Annotated in this window: 14 protein-coding genes; 13 read left to right on the forward strand and 1 reads right to left on the reverse strand. The window is 35.1% G+C overall.

Features of this window, described 5'->3' with window-relative positions:
- Positions 1–199 precede the first annotated feature (199 nt).
- The 12 genes from Q7C23_RS02890 (at position 200) to Q7C23_RS02945 (ending at position 13,846) form a co-directional block, all read left to right on the forward strand.
- Positions 200–3,046, forward strand: coding sequence for a TonB-dependent receptor domain-containing protein (locus Q7C23_RS02890; protein ID WP_375031088.1), 2,847 nt, complete (start codon positions 200–202; stop codon positions 3,044–3,046).
- A gap of 82 nt (positions 3,047–3,128) precedes the next feature.
- Positions 3,129–4,613 (forward strand): G-D-S-L family lipolytic protein, encoded by a 1,485-nt coding sequence (locus Q7C23_RS02895; RefSeq protein ID WP_375031089.1) that lies wholly within the window; start codon positions 3,129–3,131, stop codon positions 4,611–4,613.
- A 234-nt stretch (positions 4,614–4,847) separates the two neighbouring features.
- A complete protein-coding gene (atpD, locus tag Q7C23_RS02900) occupies positions 4,848–6,359 on the forward strand; it encodes a F0F1 ATP synthase subunit beta (protein WP_072969875.1) in 1,512 nt (503 codons plus the stop codon).
- Between the two features lie 96 nt (positions 6,360–6,455).
- Positions 6,456–6,737 (forward strand): F0F1 ATP synthase subunit epsilon, encoded by a 282-nt coding sequence (locus tag Q7C23_RS02905; protein ID WP_072970561.1) that lies wholly within the window; start codon positions 6,456–6,458, stop codon positions 6,735–6,737.
- Positions 6,738–6,850: 113 nt separating this feature from the next.
- Entirely contained in the window at positions 6,851–7,993 is a 1,143-nt protein-coding gene (locus Q7C23_RS02910) for an aminotransferase class I/II-fold pyridoxal phosphate-dependent enzyme (protein ID WP_375031090.1), read from the forward strand.
- A 207-nt stretch (positions 7,994–8,200) separates the two neighbouring features.
- Complete coding sequence (locus Q7C23_RS02915) at positions 8,201–8,395, forward strand: hypothetical protein (protein ID WP_375031091.1); 195 nt, start codon at positions 8,201–8,203, stop codon at positions 8,393–8,395.
- A 57-nt stretch (positions 8,396–8,452) separates the two neighbouring features.
- Positions 8,453–9,316, forward strand: coding sequence for a TraB/GumN family protein (locus Q7C23_RS02920; RefSeq protein ID WP_375031092.1), 864 nt, complete (start codon positions 8,453–8,455; stop codon positions 9,314–9,316).
- 7 nt (positions 9,317–9,323) lie between these two features.
- On the forward strand, positions 9,324–9,827 hold the full coding sequence (locus Q7C23_RS02925; RefSeq protein WP_375031093.1) for an RNA polymerase sigma factor: 504 nt from the start codon (positions 9,324–9,326) through the stop codon (positions 9,825–9,827).
- Entirely contained in the window at positions 9,817–10,431 is a 615-nt protein-coding gene (locus Q7C23_RS02930) for a hypothetical protein (RefSeq protein WP_375031094.1), read from the forward strand. Before Q7C23_RS02925 ends, Q7C23_RS02930 begins: the two co-directional genes overlap by 11 nt.
- Before the next feature lie 70 nt (positions 10,432–10,501).
- Complete coding sequence (bioD, locus tag Q7C23_RS02935) at positions 10,502–11,119, forward strand: dethiobiotin synthase (RefSeq protein ID WP_375031095.1); 618 nt, start codon at positions 10,502–10,504, stop codon at positions 11,117–11,119.
- Positions 11,120–11,217: 98 nt separating this feature from the next.
- Positions 11,218–12,489, forward strand: coding sequence for an adenosylmethionine--8-amino-7-oxononanoate transaminase (bioA, locus tag Q7C23_RS02940; protein ID WP_375031096.1), 1,272 nt, complete (start codon positions 11,218–11,220; stop codon positions 12,487–12,489).
- A 187-nt stretch (positions 12,490–12,676) separates the two neighbouring features.
- Positions 12,677–13,846, forward strand: a complete 1,170-nt coding sequence (locus Q7C23_RS02945) for a beta-ketoacyl synthase N-terminal-like domain-containing protein (protein ID WP_375031097.1) — start codon at positions 12,677–12,679, stop codon at positions 13,844–13,846.
- 105 nt (positions 13,847–13,951) lie between these two features.
- On the opposite strand, the gene Q7C23_RS02950 is transcribed toward Q7C23_RS02945, so the two are convergent.
- Entirely contained in the window at positions 13,952–14,422 is a 471-nt protein-coding gene (locus Q7C23_RS02950; RefSeq protein WP_375031098.1) for a regulatory protein RecX, read from the reverse strand.
- 733 nt (positions 14,423–15,155) lie between these two features.
- On the opposite strand from Q7C23_RS02950, the gene Q7C23_RS02955 reads away from it, so the two are divergent.
- Complete coding sequence (locus tag Q7C23_RS02955; protein ID WP_375031099.1) at positions 15,156–20,279, forward strand: LamG-like jellyroll fold domain-containing protein; 5,124 nt, start codon at positions 15,156–15,158, stop codon at positions 20,277–20,279.
- Positions 20,280–20,761: the final 482 nt, after the last annotated feature.

Here is a 20,761-nt window from a genome sequence, read left to right on the forward strand (position 1 = left end):
TTTCTTAAATTTTATATGTATGCATACTATTTTAGATTTGAAAAGCTTTGTTGTTGCTGTTAATTGAATAAATCTCAATGTGAAAAAGTTAAAATAGTTGCTAAAAAGATGCGTAATATCAATTTTTTTTAACGTTTTTTTATTAATCTCAAAAATATTTGTATTTTGGCTAGATAAACTAACCAAAAAACTAACCCACATGAGAGTGTATTTGCTAATTATGTTGTTTTTCTGCGGAGCGTCCTTTGCGCAGAATACAATTACTGGTTCTGTTACTGATCGTAATAAGCAACCTATTCCTGGAGTCAATGTTGTTATTGAAGGAGAGCGCACTGGTGTCTCGACTGATTTCGACGGCTCTTTTAAGTTAACGACATCGGAAAAATTGCCTTTTACTATTAAGTTATCAGCCGTAGGGTTTACAACAAAAACGGTTAATATTACTTCGGCAAGCCAAAAGATCAGTGTAGTTTTGAATGACGAGGAGAATAAGCTTGATGAGATTGTTGTTTCGGCTTCAAGAACTCCGGAACGTGTTTTAGAATCACCGGTTACCATCGAAAGAATGGGAATCCAGGATATTAAAAAAACGGCCTCGCCTTCTTTTTATGATGGATTGGAGAATATGAAAGAAGTACAGATGAATACCAGTAGTATGTCTTTTAAATCCATAAATACCAGGGGTTTTGCTACCGTTGCCAATACTCGTTTTATGCAATTGGTTGACGGAATGGATAATTCCTCTCCTTTGTTGAATTTCGTTTTAGGAAATATGATTGGTGTTTCGGAGATCGATGTACAGAGTGTCGAATTGCTTCCCGGAGCATCTTCTGCTTTATATGGTGCAAATGCTTTTAATGGGATTTTATTCATGAACAGTAAAAGTCCGTTTACAAATCAGGGAATCTCTGCTTATTTAAAATATGGTGTGACTTCACAAAAAGCCGCAGGAACAAATGGTTACTATGATTTTGGTGTCAGATTTGCTAAAGCTTTTAATAAATATATTGCTGCTAAAGCAAACTTTACGTATATGCAGGCTACGGACTGGTATGCTACAAATTATAATGACAAAACAATTGAAGGTATAGACAGGACAAGTCCAAACTATGATGGTATAAATGTTTATGGTGATGAAGCTTCGACTAATATTAAGGGAGTAGGGCAAAAATTAGAGGCTATGGGGCTAATCCCTGCAGGCGCATCTAATTTATTGCCGAATTCAAATGTTAGTAGAACAGGTTATAATGAGACTGATCTTACAGATAACAAAGCAGGAAATCTTAAAATTGATTTTTCGATTCATGGAAGACCTTTTGGGGATGAAAGATTAGAAATTATTTGGCAGAGTAAATTTGGTTTTGGAAATGCCGTATACCAAGGTGCTAACAGATATTACTTAAACGATTTTTTTATGCAGCAGCATAAACTGGAGTTGAAAGGAAAGAATTTTTTCGTAAGAGGATATACAACAACCGAGGATGGCGGGCATTCTTATGATATGATATTTACAGGTATTAATGTAAATAGAAAATGGAAAGATGATAATACTTGGTTTGGTCAATATGCAGGGGCTTATATTCAGGGGACTTTAGGTGGTATGACACCACAACAGGCGCATGCGGCAGGAAGAGCGACGGCAGATACAGGTCGCTTTATGCCAGGGACACAACAGTTTAAAAATGCATTCAATCAGGTTATTGATGATGAAAGTGTATTGACTGGTTCAAAGCTTGTTGATAATTCAAGAATATATCACTCTGATGCTAATTATAATTTTAAAGATATTATCGAATTTGCTGAAATTCAGGTTGGAGGGTCTTTTAGATTGTATGAGTTAAATTCTCATGGAAGGATTTATACAGATGCAGATGGTCCAATTAATTATAATGAATATGGAGCCTATACGCAGTTAATGAAAAAATTCATGGATGACCGTTTCAAATTTACCGGATCTATTCGTTATGATAAATCTAAAAATTTCGACGGGAATATTTCTCCAAGATTGTCTCTGGTTTATTCTGGAGGAGAAAAGAGAAATCATAATTTCAGAGGATCTTTTCAGACAGGGTTTAGAAACCCGTCTACACAAGATCAATATATTGGTTTTAATATTGGAAACGCAGTGTTGATCGGATCTGCACCTGATAACTTAACGAGATTCAGTGAGACTTTTAATTTAAGTGCAGAAGGTCAGTTGTATAGTGATGGAAGAACAACAAAAAATATGACAGGTGTTGATGCGTATAACAACTCTTATATTGCAAGTTCTGTAAGTGCTTTTGCTGCTATGGCGGGAACTAATCCATATGCTGCGGCTACATTGTTAAAAAAAGCAAGAGCAAATTACGTAAAACCAGAGCAAGTTAAAGCTTTTGAATTAGGATATCGTTCGGTTTTTGAAGGGTTTTCTATAGATCTTAATGGTTATTACAATATCTACAATGATTTTATTGGTAATCTTAATGTAATTTCTACTTATTATGGAGAAGCTCAGGATAGCCCTAATTTAGGTACACCGGGTAACCCTCCGCCAACAACAGATCCTGGTTTTCAATCGGTTCGTGCAATCCAAAATGGTGAATATAGAACGTATCAATTGTATACCAATTCAGACGTAGAGATTCATTCGCTTGGATTTGGAGCAGGATTGTCTAAAAAAGTTTATGCTGGTTATGAGGTAGGATTGAACTACAACTATGCTCAGTTTGATTTTGATCAGACAAAAGATCCAAGTTTCGAAGCAGGATTTAATACACCTAAACATAGAATTAAAGGATCTATTGGAAACGAAAAAGTATTTGAAAACTTTGGATTCAATGTTAGTGCAAGATGGAATAGCGAATATTTGTGGCAAGCTGGTTTTGCTGACGGTATTATTGAATCAGCTACTGTGATTGATGCGCAAATCAATTATGGATTGCCAAAACTAAAATCAGTTTTAAAATTAGGGGCGGCAAATATTGGAGGTAAAGAGTATTATCAGGTTATTGGTGCAGGTTTAATCGGTCAGCAGTATTTTGTTTCCTGGACTATCAATCCGTAATTCGAAGTTTCAAATAAAACAAATATGTTATTCGTCTTTCTTAAGTAAAATTAGAAAGGAGTAATTTTAAAATATATAAATTATGATAAAAAATTTCAAATGGCTTTTATTGGTTTCGTTGACCTTTGCAGCCTGTAATAGTGATGATAATACCACGACAGAAGTTATTGATTCGTCTGATGGTTTACCTTTAACTTCTGGTTCTGCTGATTTTGCCAATTATGTTGCTTTAGGTGATTCCTTCGCGGCTGGTTTTAGTGATAATGCTTTATTTATTAAAGGACAGCAAGGAGCGTATACCAATATTATTGCTCAGCAATTTTCTTTAATAACCAATGCTACTTTTAAAACTCCTTTGACAAACGACAATATAGGAGGGTTGTTGTTGGGTGGAAATGTTATTAGTGGGCCACGTTTGTATTTTAATGGAAAGGCTCCTGTTCCTGTAGAGGGAGTGCCAACAACAGAAGTTACCGCGCATCTTACTGGTAATTTTAATAATTTAGGAGTTCCGGGTGCCAGAAGTTATCATTTAGTTGCTGCTGGTTATGGTAATGTAATGGGTGTGGCAACAGGGAAAGCTAATCCGTATTTTGCAAGATTTGCAAGTTCGCCAAATACGACAGTTTTAGCTGATGCTATTGCGCAATCACCTACTTTTTTCTCTTTATGGATTGGAGGAAATGATGTTTTAGGGTATGCAACATCTGGAGGATCAGGTAAAGACCAAACAGGAAATATGGATCCATCAACTTATTCAGGAAGTGATATTACAGATCCGACAGTATTTAAAACGGTTTATACCAATATTATAAATGGATTAACAGCTAAAGGAGCAAAAGGTGTAATTGCAAACTTGCCAAATATCACATCTTTGCCTTATTTTACAACTGTACCTTATAATCCTGTAGCCTTGCCAGCAGATAAAGCGGCTCAATTGAATGCAGGATATGCGACTTATAACGGAGGTTTACAGCAAATGAAAGCCTTAGGTTTGTTAACTGCAGATGAAGTTGCAAAAAGAACAGTAAATTTTGTGGCCGGAAACAATGCTGTAGTAGTTGAGGATAGTTATTTGACGAATCTTTCTGCTTATGGGCTTCCTTCTTACAGGCAAGCTACAAAAGACGATTTAGTAGTTTTAACAGCAATGAACTTTATTGGAACACTTGTAAACGAAGATCCGACAAAAGTAAATGGAGTTTCGGTGCCTTTAGCAGATAAGTGGGTGTTGACAAAAGATGAAGTTGGTGAAGTAGCAAAAGCAACCAAGTCCTATAATGAAACTATTAAAGAAGTAGCTACGGCAAAAAACTTAGCTATATTAGATACAGAAATTCTTATGACACAAATAGCAGGTGCAGGGATTTCAGCTAATGGGTTTACAATGAAATCTACATTTGTAACAGGAGGAACTTTTTCTTTGGATGGAGTTCATCCATCGCCAAGGGGATATGCTCTGATTGCTAATAAATTTATAGAGGCTATAAATGCTAAGTACGGATCAAATTTAAACGGGGTCAATATTGGTAATTACCCGATTATGTTTCCTAAAGTACTACAATAATGCCAATTTTTTTTAGTAAGAAAGTCACTCATTTCTAAAATGCAGTGGCTTTTTTTATTTCCATAAAAAAATGCCATTTTAGATATTTTTGGCCTCTCTTTTAGGAATCAAACAAAATCATAGTATTTTTTATGAAAAAAAAATTGATTTTATATTTTAAAAAATTATCTTTGCGCTCTGAAAAAAGAGGTATTTTCGATAAACCTAAATAGCTATTTAATAAATACATAAGTAATGTCAAAAGTAATAGGAAAAGTTGCTCAAATCATTGGACCAGTAGTTGACGTAGTTTTCAACGGTAAGGATGTTGAACTTCCAAAAATTTATGATTCACTAGAAGTCACTAAAAAAGATGGAACTTTATTAGTTCTAGAAGTACAATCTCACATTGGAGAAAACACTGTTCGTACAATCTCTATGGACTCTACAGACGGTTTGTCTAGAGGATATGAAGTAGTTGGAACTGGTAATCCAATCCAAATGCCAATCGGTCCAGATGTATATGGAAGATTATTCAATGTAATTGGAGATGCAATTGATGGTTTAGGAAACTTGCCAAAAACAGGAGAAAACGGTTTGTCTATTCACAGGCAAGCGCCTAAATTCGAAGATTTATCAACTTCATCTGAAGTTTTATTCACAGGTATTAAAGTAATCGATTTGATTGAGCCTTATGCAAAAGGAGGTAAAATTGGATTGTTTGGTGGTGCTGGTGTTGGTAAAACAGTATTGATTCAGGAGTTGATCAACAATATCGCAAAAGGTCACGGTGGACTTTCAGTATTCGCAGGAGTAGGGGAAAGAACACGTGAAGGAAATGACTTGCTTCGTGAGATGTTAGAGTCAGGAATTATTAAATACGGTGATGATTTCATGCACTCTATGGAAAATGGAGGATGGGATTTATCTAAAGTAGATATGCCAGGAATGAGAGAGTCTAAAGCTACTTTCGTTTTCGGACAAATGAATGAGCCTCCTGGAGCTCGTGCACGTGTGGCGCTTTCAGGATTATCTATCGCTGAGTATTTCCGTGATGGAGCTGGATCAGACCAGGGTAAAGATGTATTGTTCTTCGTTGATAATATCTTCCGTTTTACACAAGCAGGTTCTGAAGTATCAGCACTTTTAGGCCGTATGCCTTCTGCAGTAGGATACCAACCAACTTTGGCAACAGAGATGGGAGCTATGCAAGAGCGTATTACATCTACAAACAAAGGATCTATTACATCTGTACAGGCGGTTTACGTTCCTGCGGATGACTTAACTGACCCGGCACCAGCAACAACGTTTGCTCACTTAGATGCTACTACTGTATTGTCTCGTAAAATTGCTGAGTTAGGTATTTATCCTGCGGTTGACCCGTTAGATTCTACTTCAAGAATTTTGACTCCTCAAATTTTAGGAAATGAGCACTACGACTGTGCACAAAGAGTAAAAGAGATTCTTCAAAAATACAAACAATTGCAAGATATTATTGCGATCCTTGGTATGGAAGAGTTATCTGAAGAAGATAAATTATCTGTATCCAGAGCACGTCGTGTTCAACGTTTCTTATCTCAACCTTTCCACGTAGCGGAGCAATTTACAGGTATTCCTGGAGTTTTGGTTGACATTAAAGATACTATCAAAGGATTTAACATGATTATCGACGGTGAGTTGGATCATCTTCCGGAAGCAGCTTTCAATTTGAAAGGTTCTATTCAGGATGCTATCGAAGCTGGAGAAAAAATGTTAGCTGAAGCATAATAATCAAGCAGAGCTTGATAAAATCAAAAAAATAAAAATTCCAAATTCCAAGATTGGGATTTGGAATTTTATAATTTGGAATTTTAAAAAACAGTTATGATTTTAGAAATAGTATCACCAGAAGCAAAATTATTTTCAGGAGAAGTAACATCAGTTACATTACCTGGAGTTGATGGAAGCTTTCAAATATTGAACAATCACGCTCCTATTGTTTCTATTTTAGAAAAAGGAACTATTAAAATTGCAGCGTCAAGTTTCAATTTTTCTAAAGATGTAGCGGATAAATTCACGAAAGTAAATGACCAAACCTATACATTAGAGATTACGTCAGGTACTATCGAAATGAAAGACAATAAAGTAATTGTTTTAGTTGACTAAGATAATTTCAAAATAAATGAAAAAGCCAAACAGAAATGTTTGGCTTTTTTTATTTTTAGTCCTTAAAGATTAAGTTTTATGCCGTTTATTTTCAATTTCATAACTTTGCTTTTATGAAATTACCAGAAAATCTTATTCAAAAGCTTGAAACACGAAAGCAAAATAATGCGTTAAGACAATTGCCAAGTTTTAATAATCTTGTCGATTTTTCTTCAAACGACTATATTGGATTTTCAAGATCTGAAGCTATTTTCAAATTGGCACATCATTATCTAATCGAAAACGAGATTATTCAAAATGGTGCGACGGGCTCCCGTTTAATTTCGGGGAATCATTCTTTATATCAAATTGCAGAAACTTTCATTGCTGAATTTCATGACGCTGAATCGGCTTTAATTTTTAATTCGGGTTACGATGTCAATGTTGGGTTTTTTAGCGCTGTACCGCAGCGAAATGATGTTATTTTGTATGATGAGCTAAGTCATGCTTCTATTCGTGACGGAATTACAATGTCGAATGCGAAATCATACAAATTCAATCACAATGATTTTGAAGATTTAGAGCATCTTATCTTAAAATTTCGGGATGCAAATATTTATATAGTTACTGAAACCGTTTTTTCTATGGATGGTGATAGTCCAAATCTTGAGGAATTGGTTGCGCTTTCTGAAAAATATAATTGTTATTTGGTTGTTGATGAAGCCCATACTTTAGGTGTTTTTGGAGATAAAGGTGAAGGCTTAATGCAATATCTAAATGTACATAATAGAATTTTTGCCCGAATTATGACTTTCGGAAAAGGTTTGGGATGTCACGGTGCTGTTGTTTTAGGAAGCACCGACCTTAAGGAATATCTTGTAAACTTCGCCCGTAGTTTTATTTATACAACAGGTTTGTCTCCACATTCTGTTGCAACAATTTTGGTGGCTTATCAGCATTTAGAAATTGAAAAGGAGAACATTAAAAAACTGCGTCAAAACATCGTATTTTTCAATCAGCAGAAAAATTTATTAGGCTTAAAACCGATGTTTGTTAGAAGTAAATCGGCAATACAATCTGCTATTGTTCCAGGTAATGAAAAAGTTAAGCAATTAGCACAACAATTACAAGATAAAGGTTTTGATGTAAAACCAATTCTGTCACCAACCGTTCCGGAAAGTCAGGAACGCCTTCGTTTTTGCATTCATAGCTATAATTCTGAAGAAGAAATTAATCAGGTTTTAGAGCTTTTGAGAGATTTTGTCTTTATAGTTTAAATTATTCCAGAGACACACATAATAACATAGAGAGCCAGGAAGATTTTTGGAGAATCTTTGTGGCTTTTTTTTGTGAATCTTTGTGAAATAAAAAAATGCCTCTCTTATTCCCTGTATTTGCTCACTTTTAAAAAAAGTTTAGATTTTTTTGTAACGTTTTGATTATTCGATTACTTACGAGTCGTAATCAAATAAACCAAATAAATTATGAAAACAACATCAACTTCAAAAGGAGAAAAAATTTTTAATTTAGTTTTTATCATTTTAACCTTTTTAGGTGCAGGATATGCTTTAGTAAATCAATTTCTATTAGATAAATCTAACACTTCATTTCTTGTCATTATGGTTTGCTTGTTTGTAGCTTCAATAGCCTCTTGGCAACGAAAAAAAATATTCAAATAAAGGACGAGTTTTAATCATTAATCAAATAATCAATCAAATAATCAATCAAATAATCAAATGAAAAATTTATTCAAATCAGTAGTCACAGTTATCGCAATTATTTTTAGTTTGTCAAATCAGGCACAAACAAAATCTCCAAAACTTGAAAACTCACTTTTATGGGAAGTTTCGGGAAATGGATTAGAAAAGCCTTCTTATTTGTATGGAACCATTCATATGATTTGTGGAAGTGATTATCTTCTATCAGAAAAAGCAAAAAAAGCATTCGAATCTTCAAATAAATTAGTTTTAGAAATCAATTTTGCAGACCCGAGCGAAATGAGTGATATCCAAAAATTGGCTATGGGAAAAGAACCCTTAAGTAAAAAATTAAGCCCGGAACAATTGTCCCGATTAGATGCGATTTTGAAAAAAGAAACCGGAATGACAGTACAGCAAGTTGATGGTTTTAGTCTGATGACCGTAATGAGTTTGATCTCTATGAAGAGTTTTGGCTGTACTGATTTGAAATTTTACGAAATGGAATTTATTGAACAGGCTAAAAAAAGAAATATTGAAGTAGGCGGCCTCGAAACTGTTAAGTCGCAATTTTCAATTCTTGAAAATGCATATTCTAATGATGAAATGATTGATTTGCTAAACGAGTCAACTCCGGAAGAAACGACTAAATTAGTGTCGCTTTATAAAGCGGAGAATGTGGAGGGAGCCTATGCGCTTGCCACAGATTTAAAATTTACCAGCGAGAAAACTAAAAAAGCGATTCTTGATGATCGAAATAAAAATTGGGTAAAAGATATGCCCGAAGTAATGAAAAAAGAAAGTGTATTTTTTGCCGTTGGAGCAGCGCATTTAGGCGGGGAAGAAGGAGTAATTAATTTGTTAAGAAAAGCGGGATATAAAGTAAAACCAATATTGAAATAGGATTGTTTTGAAAGAAAAAGAGCAAGAATTTTTAAACCGGATAGAAAACCACAAAGGAATTTTGTACAAAGTCTCTAAGATGTACATGGATAATCATGATGATCAACAGGACTTGTTTCAGGAAATTGTTTGTCAGCTTTGGAAGTCGTATGATACTTTTCGGAATGAAAGTCAGTTTTCTACCTGGATGTATCGGGTTGCAGTAAATACGGCTATCGTTTTCCTTAGAAAAGAAAAACGTAAAGTTGATAAATATGAAATTGCTTCGGAGAATATTAAAGATGATGAGGGCGATTCCCATATCAAAGAAAGCCAGCTTGATCATTTTTACAAAGCAGTTCAGAAGTTGGAAAAAATTGACAAAGCGATTATTTTCTATCAGTTGGAAGGATTTTCACATAAAGAAATTGGTGATAATCTCGGGATTTCTGAAGGGAATGCCCGCGTGAAACTAAACAGAGCAAAAGAAAAATTAAAAGAAATTATTAAAAATCAAGGATATGGATTTTAACGATATACAAAACGCATGGAAAAACGAACAAACTGAAAATGTTGTTCTTCCAAATAATTTAGAAAAAATACAATCGGCCAAGACACCTTTGGATAAAATCAGGAAAAACTTAAAAAACGAATTTATTTATCAAATCATTTCAATTGTTTTGATTGGACTAGCGCCTTTGTTATTACATTTTCCAGCTAAAGGAGTGATTTTGTTTTACTTGCTATTTAGCCTTTTTGTGGCAGTTTGTGTTTACTATTTTATCAAGTTTTACTTTTTTTATAAAAGACTGAACACAATTACGTTAAAAACAAAAGATAGCTTATATGAAACTTATTTTGATATCAGGTTGAACATGGAATTATATAAAACCTTCGGATTTGCCTTGACCCCTTTTTTAATTTTATATTTTATTGGGTTTTTTTACTATGAACTTTCTAAAATTCCAGGTTTTTTTGCCGATGGATTTACGAATTATCAATTAATAGGATTATTTTCTGTTGTCGTTTTTTGTATGCTTTTTATGGGAATTTCACTGGAGTGGTGGGTTCATAAGTTTTACGGAAAATATGCTAAAGAAATAAGAAAAGTGATCGACGAATTAAAAGAAGAATAAAATACAACCCATCGTAATTGATGGGTTTGCTGTTTTTATTGGTATTTTTGTACTCCATTAAAAGAAAGAAATGAAAATATTTATTACAGGAATTTCAACTGATGTTGGTAAAACGGTAACTTCTACTATTGTAGTTGAAGCTTTAGAAGCTGATTATTGGAAACCTATTCAGGCGGGAGATTTAGACAATTCGGACAGTCATAAAGTAAAAGCTCAGGTTTCAAATTCCAAATCTCAATTCTTCCCTAATAGTTATGCTTTAAATACGCCAGCAAGTCCGCATTTGGCGGCAGAAATTGATGGTGTTACAATTGATTTGAAACAAATCCTGACGCCAGAAACGGATAATCATTTGGTTATCGAAGGCGCGGGAGGCATATTTGTTCCGTTGAATGAAAAAGATACAATTATCGATTTAATTCAGTCCGACTATAAAGTGATCGTGGTTTCAAGACATTATCTAGGAAGCATCAATCATACTTTGTTGACTATTGAAGCCATTCAGAATAGAGGTTTTGAAGTCGCAGGAATTATCTTTAGCGGAAGCGAGAACAAATCGACTGAAAGTTTGATTCTGAATAAAACCGGAATAAAATGCATCGGAAGAATTGACGAAGAACCGTATTTCGATAAAAATGTAATTCGCGAATATGCTGATTTGTTTCGAGAGAATCTACTGAATTTATAGAACAAAGAATTTAGAATAAAGAAAATAGACTTTCTTATCTTTGCGGAAACTATAGAGTTTAGTCTTTCTTCTTGACTCTATAATCTATTCTCTAAAAAATGACTTTAACAGAAAAAGACAGCCAATACCTTTGGCATCCTTATACTCAGCACAAAACTTCACAAACGCCAATCGCAATTTCAAGAGGTGAAGGCGCATTACTTTGGGATGAAAACAATAAAGAATATATTGATGCTATAGCATCCTGGTGGGTAAACCCATTTGGGCATAGCAACAAATTTATTGCCGATGCGATTTACAAACAATTAACCACTTTAGAACATGTTTTGTTTGGTGGTTTTACTCATGAACCCGCAATAAAAGTAGCAGAAAAGCTGATTGAAATTCTGCCAAAGAATCAACAGAAAATCTTCTTTTCAGATAATGGTTCAACTGCTGTTGAAGTGGCTATAAAAGTAGCTTTACAGTATTTTTTTAATAAAAATGAAAAACGTACAACGATAATTGCTTTTGAAAATGCCTTTCACGGAGATACTTTTGCGGCAATGGCGGCAAGCGGAATTTCGTTTTACACACAGGCTTTTCAGGGAATGTTTATTGATGTAGTTCGGATTCCGGTTCCGGTAAAAGGGCAGGAAGAAGCGAGTTTTGAAGCATTGAAAAATGTGATTAAGACTCATAATTGCGCCGGATTTATTTTCGAGCCTTTAGTGCAAGGCGCGGCCGGAATGGTAATGTATGAGCCAGAAGCTTTAGCAAAACTGATTCAGATTTGTAAAGAAAACAAAGTGTTGACCATTGCAGATGAAGTAATGACGGGTTTTGGTAAAACTGGAAAAACCTTTGCAATGGATTATGTTTCAGAAGATCCAGATATGATTTGTTTATCGAAAGCTTTGACGGGAGGAACAATCCCGATGGCGATTACCACTTTTACCCAGGATGTTTTTGAAGCTTTTTATGATGACGACATCAATAAAGCCTTGTTTCATGGGCATACTTTTACGGCGAATCCAACAGGTTGTGCGGCAGCCTTGGCCAGTATCGATTTACTGCAGACTGAAGAAATGCAGACTAACATTGAAAGAATCAATAAAAGTCATTTGGCATTTCAACAGAAGATTGAAAATCATGCAAAAGTAATTACGGCCAGAACATTGGGGGTTATTTTTGCAGTTGAAATCAAATCCGATGCTGAAGAAAGTTACTACGGATCCATGCGTACGAAATTGTATAATTTCTTTATTGATAAAGGAGTTATTTTGAGACCAGTTGGAAACATCGTTTACATTCTTCCTCCATACATAATGACAGACGAACAGCTTCAAAAAGTTTATAAAACAATTGAAGACGCTATAGAAATGGTCTAATTTTTTTTACCATATAAGTGATATAAGTTAAGGAAGCTTGGTTTTATACTATATTGAATGTTACTTAGATAAAAGCTTTGCGAACTTTATAGACAATTAATTCAAACATTTTATAAACTTTTGCGACCTTTGCGTAAACCTTCGCGACCTTTGCGGTTAAAAACGCAACTGGCATAAAAACAATATTTTGAATACAAATAGAATCTCCATAACAGCTTTTTCTTCTATTTCTCCTTTAGGAAATAATATCGATGAAGTTTGGGAAAAATACCTCAATAATCAACATTGCTTTTCACAACAGTTCTTGGATCAGCAAAAAACCTCGGTAGCGGCTCTAAGTGCTGAATCCAAACAAATTGTTGCTGAAATCCGTGAATCAGATCCTAAATATAAATTTTTAGATGATTCGGTTTTGTTTGCGTTAGCGGCTTCACGAAAAGCAGTACAACAAGCAGGCTGGGGGTCAAATGACATCTTTGGAATCAATATTGGTTCTTCTCGCGGTGCTACTGATTTATTCGAAAAACATTATGCAGCATATATAGATACGGGAAAAGCACAGACTCTGGCTTCTCCAACAACTACTTTAGGTAATATTTCGTCCTGGATAGCACACGATTTGCAAAGTGTGGGGCCAGAAATTTCACATTCTATTACCTGTTCAACTGCGCTTCATGCTGTATTAAATGGTGTTGCCTGGCTGAAATCCGGAATGGCAGATAAGTTTTTGGTAGGCGGAAGTGAAGCGCCATTGACTGATTTTACGATTGCTCAAATGAGAGCGTTGAAAATATATTCGAGAATTGATCAGGAAGAAGAAAACTGGCCAAATCTCGCTTTTGATTTTGAGAAAACCCAGAACACTATGATTTTGGGTGAAGGTGCAGCGGTTTGTTGTTTAGAGGCCGGAGTAAAAGAAAATGCGATCGCTTATATTACCGGAGTTGGTTATGCAACCGAGATTCTGGAGCATAATATTTCTATTTCTGCGGAAGCAGATTGTTTCCAGAAATCGATGAAAATGGCATTAAAAGAGGAAAATCTTGAAGATATTGATGTAATTGTAATGCATGCTCCTGGAACTATAAAAGGAGATTTAACAGAATTGCGTGCCATCGAAAAAGTATTTGGTTCAAAACTGCCTTTGTTAACTACAAACAAATGGAAAATCGGGCATACTTTTGGAGCTTCGGGAATTTTGAGTTTAGAATTAGCTCTTTTGATGATGCAGCATGATGCGTTTATTGGAGTGCCGTTTGGAGAAAAGCAAATACAAACGAAACCAATTAAGAAAGTAATGATTAATGCGGTAGGTTTTGGAGGAAATGCAGTCAGTATTTTGATTGAAAAGAGATAATTAGATTTTTAAAATACTACTCAATGAATTTTCTGACAAATTTGAGGATTTTATGAGGTAATTGTTAAAGAGAAAATGCAATCTGCTTTTTAAGAAATTGAGAGGTTAATTGTTTTCTAAATCTTTTACCTTGTCGTAAACCAGATTACTTTCATATCCTCTGCGCAGCATATAGTCGCAGAACTTTTTTCTCTTTTTTAAGCTGTTTTTTTCCTGAATGCCACTCCAGCATCTTTCAGCAAGATTATTGAAGGTAGTTTCGTACTCATCAGCTGAAATTTCTTTAAGTGCGAGAGTAATATTTGTCGAAGAAATTTGTCTGGCTTTGAGTTCGTTTGTAATTCTAATTTTTCCCCACGACTTCATACGATGTTTTCCTCTGGCAAAGCTACAGGCAAATCTCGTTTCATTTAAAAAATTTCCTTCAATTAGCTGAACAACAATTGAATCAATTTCATCGGTAGTCATTTTTAGGCTGTATAATTTGGTAACCACTTCGGCATGACAGCGTTCCTGGTAGGCGCAAAAGTGTTCTAATTTCTGTAAAGCTTCTTTTGGAGTGCAGATCGTGTTCATGAGTTTTTTGTCTTTTGACTATAAAACCCCAAAAGTAGTTATTAAGCTGTAAATTATTTGAATTTTCTGTGGTATAAAACGAAAGCATGTAGTTATGTAGCGTTAAGGTTTTTTTTGAAAAAATGGAAAAACTTTTGATGCTATCAAAACCTCTTTTTATTAGTCGAGAAAAGAAATGCTAAATCTTTAATTTTTTTAAAGAAATATGAAAAGATCTTATTTTTACTTTTTAGAGAAAAACTCCCTTAACTCGCTTTTTTCTAATTTTAAAACGAAAAATTAAGATTTTTTTAAGAAAAAAATATGATTTTTCTTAGTTTTTAACAGTCTGATTTATAAGAAATAACTTTAAAACTTGATTTTAGCAATGTATTTCATCGATTATTTCATACGCTTTAACGATTATATACTTATTATAAACTGCTATTAAATAGAAACTCGCATATAAATTTATATTTGTACAGCAAAAAAGCCACGACTGCAACAACCTTAATAGATGATATTTAGTATGAAAAAAACTTTACTTTCTAATTTGTTTTATTCTTCTTCAAAACTATTTTCTTGCACAGAGGTAAACTTTTCTACTAATTACAAATTGCACTAAAACTTTCAATACAGCCTGATTGATTAGTAGTGCAAAACCAGCCCAATTAGTTTGTAGTCAAAAACATCAGATCGATTTTTTCAAAAACCACGATATCCCAAAACAATCTTAAACCCTAAAACCTACTATATGGATAAAAAACTACTTTATTTTGTTCGTTCTTTATTTTTAAATTTTTCTAATTCTTCTAAAGAAAGGTCTTTTACTCCTGGTTTAAGGTTACTTTGTTTGGGGATGTTTTTTGTGTCTTTTGTTGGATTTGCACAAACAACTAATACATGGGATGGTTCAAGCGGTGATGGATTGTGGAGTACTGCTTCGAATTGGAGTACAAATTCAGTTCCAACCAGTTCTCAAGATGTAATAATACCTAATGGTTCTAGTTCGAATTTGCGAACAGTTAATATTAATAGTTCCGCTACGTGTAAATCACTAACTATTAATAGTGGAGGGAATTTAAATACAATATCAATTGTTGGTAGTAATTCTCTTGTCATACTAGGAGCAGTTACTATTGGTGCTGGAACAGGCAATGGAGATCATAAGTATATCGACGTAGCAGGAGGTACATTTTCATGTAGTGGAATCACAATGACAGCTACAGGTAACGCAAATCGCAAATCGGGTATTTTAATATCATCTGGTACAGTTACAGTCTCCAATAATATTACAATGAATGATTCTAATGATGTTATCACTTTTGCTGGATCGGGTACTTTAAATGTTGGTGGCACTATTACTGGAGGGATGTTAACGGCATCATCAGGAACAGTCAATTATAATAATGCTGTTTCGCAAACAATTGGAAATTATAGCTATAATAATCTTACATTGTCAAATTCAGGGACTAAAACATTTCCTGCTTCAGTGGTTGCCATTTCTGGTAGCCTAAATATTAATTCTGGTGTAGTTGCGAATTTGAATACATTTACACATACAGCAGGAACACTTAATTTAGGAGGAGCAACCACATCTGCAGGATCTTGGGGAAGTACAACTTCAACGGCTGATAATAGAAATGATACTTTTTTTGCTGCAACAACAGGACTAATAAATGTAAGCTCTCCATCTTGCACACCGCCAGTAATTTTTGCTATGACAGGAACTGACAATGTGGCCTATTGTAGTACTGAGGCGGGCACAACAATTGGCTTGTCAGGTTCACAATCTGGAGTTAATTATCAATTATACAGAGGAACCGTTGCTGTAGGGTCACCTGTCGCAGGTACAGGTTCGGCTATTAGTTTTGGCGCATTTAATACTACAGGAAAATATACCGTTAAAGCAATCAGAACGTCATTATGTACCGCAATAATGTCGGGAGGTCCAATCACCGTTTATAAATACAGTTCACCACCAACAATAACAGGAACAGTAACTCATGTTGGCTGTCCAACTAGTGCAACGGGAAAAATTGATATAACAAATGCTTCAAATCCTGCTTCTTTGGGCTTCGTGAGAGCCAGTACGGATGCAACTACTCAAGGAGTAAATCTTGGTCAGACAATTTTATCTAACAGAGCTGCATTTACAGTAGAGGGTTGGATTAAATTTGATAATTTGAATTATGTGACTAGAATGTCAATTTTTGGCCAAAATGATGCTATTGAAGTTGCCTTTGAAGATGATAATTTAAGATGTTATACTGCCGGTGGAGGTACGGTAGACATACCAAAATCAGAAATTTCTGCTGGTCTTTGGTACCATATTGCAGCTACAGGAGATGGTTCAAATTTGAGACTTTATCTGAATGGAGTACTAAGAAAAACAACGACAGCATCAACAACGAACTATGGTTCAAGTTCTTATACGGCAAAAATAGGATATGCGGTAATGGATGCTGCAGGCAATGGTTTAACAGGGGAAATTTTTAAAGTTGGTTTTTGGAGTACAGCACTTTCTGACGCTGATGTTGCTAAATTGGCAACAGGATTTGTAGATTATGATGCTTCTTTTAGCAACTTGATAGCGGGATATAGCTTTAATGATGGTCCTTCAGCTAACTCACTTACAGGAGTAGGAAGTTCAGCACCTGTTGGAACTTTTGTTAACCTCACTTCTGCTACTGCGTGGAAGGATCCTTATGTTTATTCATGGGTTTCTGTTCCGGCAGGATATACATCTACAGGAAAAAATTTAACAGGTTTATTGCCTGGAACATATAATGTTACAACATCGCTAAGAAATTGTACAAGTTTTGCCTCATTTGTAGTTAATGCTACAAATACGGTTCCATCAATTACAACGCAACCAAGTTCAACAAGTACATGTGTAGCAAATAATGCTTCATTTACTATTGTTGGCGCAGGGACTGGTGTAAATTATCAATGGCAAGTGAGTACAAATGGAGGAGGACTTTTTACACCTTTAAGTAATGGTGGCGTTTATAGCACTGTGACTACGGCAACGATGAATATTACAGGTGCTACTGCAGGTATGAATAATTATCAGTATCGTTGTATTGTTGGTGGAACATGTACTCCGGCGGTTACATCGAATGCAGTAGTTCTTACTGTTAATACACCATCTGCTGCACCGACCAGCATAGGCGGAATAACAACACTGTGTAATGGAGGTTCGACAACCCTAACAGCAGTTGGCGGAACTTTGGGAACAGGAGCAACTTACCAATGGGGAACCGGAGCGACAGTTGGAACAAATCCAATTTCAGGAGCCACCTCAATTACATATGTGACAGGCGCTCTTAATAGTAATACGACTTATTGGGTAAGAATAGAGAATACCACTTCACCTTGTACTGCTAACACAGGCGGTGTTTCACAAGCAGTAACGGTCAATACACCATCTGTTGCACCAACAAGCATAAGCGGAACAACAACAATCTGTAACGGAAGTTCGACAACCTTAACAGCGGTTGGCGGAACGTTAGGAACAGGAGCAAATTACCAATGGGGAACAGGGTCTGTAGTTGGAACAAGTTCGCTTTCAGGACAAACGGGTTCAACACTAACGATAACACCAGGAAGTTCAACAACCTACTGGGTAAGAATAGAGAATACTACCTCACCATGTGCAGCTACAACTGGTGGTGTTTCTCAATTGGTAACGGTAAACCAAAAATCAGCTGATCCAGTATCTGCTTCAGCAGGTTCACCAACAATATGTAATGGAGTAAGCACTACTTTAACGCTTAACGGCGGTGGCGGCGGAACAGGTGCAACCATAAAATGGTACACAGGTTCTTGCGGAGGAACTTCAGTGGGTACCGGTAATGGTCTCTCAGTGAGTCCATCTGTAACCACTACATATTATGGGCGCTATGAAGACGGCACTCCATGTAATAATTCAGCCTGTTCTTCAGTAACAATAACAGTAAATACAGTAACAGTTGCTCCAACCATAACAATTAAACAACCAACTTGTACAGTATTAACAGGGGTTATTACAGTTACATCGCCGGCAGCAGGAACAGGATATAATTATAGTATTGACGGAAGTGATTATACAAATACAACAGGAATTTTTACTGTCGCTGAAAATACTACTTATAATGTTACTACTAAAAATTCATCGGGATGTATTTCACCAGCGGAACCAGCTATAATACTTCCTTCTTCTGACAGAGTATGGAATGGTTCTATAGATACTGATTGGACAAAAGCAGGAAACTGGACACCAAATGTAGTTCCGGGAAATACTGACTGCGTAGTAATACCTACTACAGGAACACAACCTGAAATCGCAGCTGGTACAAGTGCCGATGCTTATTCTCTTACAATAGGCAGTCAAGGTTTATTGACAGTAAATTCTAAAGCAATTTTAACGGTCGTTACTGGAATAACAGTTGCATCGGATGGAAATTTAGTATTCGAAGATGATTCTAGTTTATTGCAAAAGACAGAGAATGCTGTCAACACTGGAAATATAACATACAAACGTATTACTGCAAAAGTGAGTCGTTATGATTTTACTTTTTGGTCATCGCCTGTAACGCGTACACCATTAGCATATACACTTGCTGATGTATCACCACTTACTTTGGCAGATAAGTTTTATAGTTATATTCCTGCAGTAGGATGGAAAGTTAGTTATAGAGGAGAACTGCCAATGGAGCCGGGAATGGGTTATATCATCAGGGCCCCTCAAACTTATGCAGTTGCTAAAGCACTTGCTCAAACCTATGAAGCATCATTTATCGGAAAACCAAATAATGGAACTATAGAAATAACTCCTGTAAAAGATGAAAGTATTATGGTAGGAAATCCATATCCTTCAGCTCTGAATGCTAGGGAATTTATTGAGTATAATGAGCTTGTTAGGAATGTTCAAGTAGGTTCCCTTTATTTTTGGACACACAATAGCCCTCCAAGTACTTCTACTCCGGGAGATTATAAATATAATTATACTACTTCAGATTATGCAGTGTATAATTTAACAGGTAGCACTACAGGGGCAAGTACTTTACCAAACAATGATCCGCCTTCAGGATTTATTGCAGCAGGTGCAGCTTTCTTTATGACACCCAATTCAAGTGATAAAATTGCTTTTACCAACGACATGAGGGTTGGTACTGATAATGATCAGTTTTTTAAAACTGCGAAGGCAAAGGATGAGGGGAAAAATCGACTTTGGCTAAACCTGATCAATAACCAAGGAGCTTTCAAGCAATTATTAGTTGGTTATCTTGATGGTGCAACCAATAATTTTGATTACAATTATGATGGGGAAACTCTTGATGGCAATACCTATGTCGATTTTTATAGTATTAATGAAACAGATAAATTAACCATTCAGGGGCGCGCATTACCTTTTAGTGATGCTGATCTGATTCCGTTGGGATATGTAAGCAGTATAGTTGGAGATTTTACTATCTCTATAGATCACGCCGACGGACTTTTTGATACTCAGGCTGTTTATTTAGAAGATAAAAATACTGGAAAAACGGTCGATTTGCGTGCTGCAAATTATACGTTTACAACTGCGAAAGGAACTTTTGAAGATCGTTTTGTACTTAAATATGCCGATAAAACACTTGGAACTGGTGACTTCGAAAATATCGAAAATGGGCTTTTAGTTTCAGTTAAGGATAAAGTGGTAAAAATTACCTCGGCTAAAGAATCTATCAAAGAAGTTACTATTTTTGATATTAACGGAAAACTACTTTACGATAAAAAGAAAGTTGGTTCAACTGAATTACAGATTTCAAATCTACAAGCAGCTAATCAGGTTTTATTAGTGAAAGTGATGTTGGAAAATGGATTTACAACTACCAAAAAAATTATTTTTCAATAGATAAAAATAAATAATCAATTAAAGGAGAGACGTACCATTTGTACGTCTTTTTTTGTTTGTGCTATTCCTAGTTAAATAGCATTAAAAGATTTACCAAGCAGTATAAACATCGGGGTTATTCTTCTAATTAATCTGATGTTTTGCCTAGTTTTAGTTTGTCTCATAAGTAAAATTAAAGTTATGAAGACAAGGAAAAGTAGACGAAGAAAAAAAAGTTCTGTAGACTATAAAAACATATTCATAAATAGTATTTAAAAGGACAGAAGAAATACTATAATTTTTTAATGTTTTAGAGAATCAGATTTACAATAAAAAATGACATTAAAAACCGCAAATTTTTGATGCAAAATTTGCCTTCAAGGAATCAATTTTATTAATAAAAAGGACAGTAGAAAAACGTAAATAATAAAACTTTTCAAGGTAGTTATAAGTAGGTTTTTTCTTTATTTTTTATTTCAATTTGTCGATAAACGGTATGGCTT

This window comes from Flavobacterium sp. LAR06 (genome assembly GCF_041946075.1).
Taxonomy (GTDB): Bacteria; Bacteroidota; Bacteroidia; order Flavobacteriales; family Flavobacteriaceae; genus Flavobacterium.

What these genes read in the sequence shown, in the direction of transcription:
- Q7C23_RS02890 (WP_375031088.1), top strand. Translation starts at nt 200, where the DNA reads ATGAGAGTGTATTTGCTAATTATGTTGTTTTTCTGCGGAGCGTCCTTT.
- Q7C23_RS02895 (WP_375031089.1), top strand. Translation starts at nt 3,129, where the DNA reads ATGATAAAAAATTTCAAATGGCTTTTATTGGTTTCGTTGACCTTTGCA.
- atpD (WP_072969875.1), top strand. Translation starts at nt 4,848, where the DNA reads ATGTCAAAAGTAATAGGAAAAGTTGCTCAAATCATTGGACCAGTAGTT.
- Q7C23_RS02905 (WP_072970561.1), top strand. Translation starts at nt 6,456, where the DNA reads ATGATTTTAGAAATAGTATCACCAGAAGCAAAATTATTTTCAGGAGAA.
- Q7C23_RS02910 (WP_375031090.1), top strand. Translation starts at nt 6,851, where the DNA reads ATGAAATTACCAGAAAATCTTATTCAAAAGCTTGAAACACGAAAGCAA.
- Q7C23_RS02915 (WP_375031091.1), top strand. Translation starts at nt 8,201, where the DNA reads ATGAAAACAACATCAACTTCAAAAGGAGAAAAAATTTTTAATTTAGTT.
- Q7C23_RS02920 (WP_375031092.1), top strand. Translation starts at nt 8,453, where the DNA reads ATGAAAAATTTATTCAAATCAGTAGTCACAGTTATCGCAATTATTTTT.
- Q7C23_RS02930 (WP_375031094.1), top strand. Translation starts at nt 9,817, where the DNA reads ATGGATTTTAACGATATACAAAACGCATGGAAAAACGAACAAACTGAA.
- bioD (WP_375031095.1), top strand. Translation starts at nt 10,502, where the DNA reads ATGAAAATATTTATTACAGGAATTTCAACTGATGTTGGTAAAACGGTA.
- bioA (WP_375031096.1), top strand. Translation starts at nt 11,218, where the DNA reads ATGACTTTAACAGAAAAAGACAGCCAATACCTTTGGCATCCTTATACT.
- Q7C23_RS02950 (WP_375031098.1), bottom strand. Translation starts at nt 14,422, where the DNA reads ATGAACACGATCTGCACTCCAAAAGAAGCTTTACAGAAATTAGAACAC.
- Q7C23_RS02955 (WP_375031099.1), top strand. Translation starts at nt 15,156, where the DNA reads ATGGATAAAAAACTACTTTATTTTGTTCGTTCTTTATTTTTAAATTTT.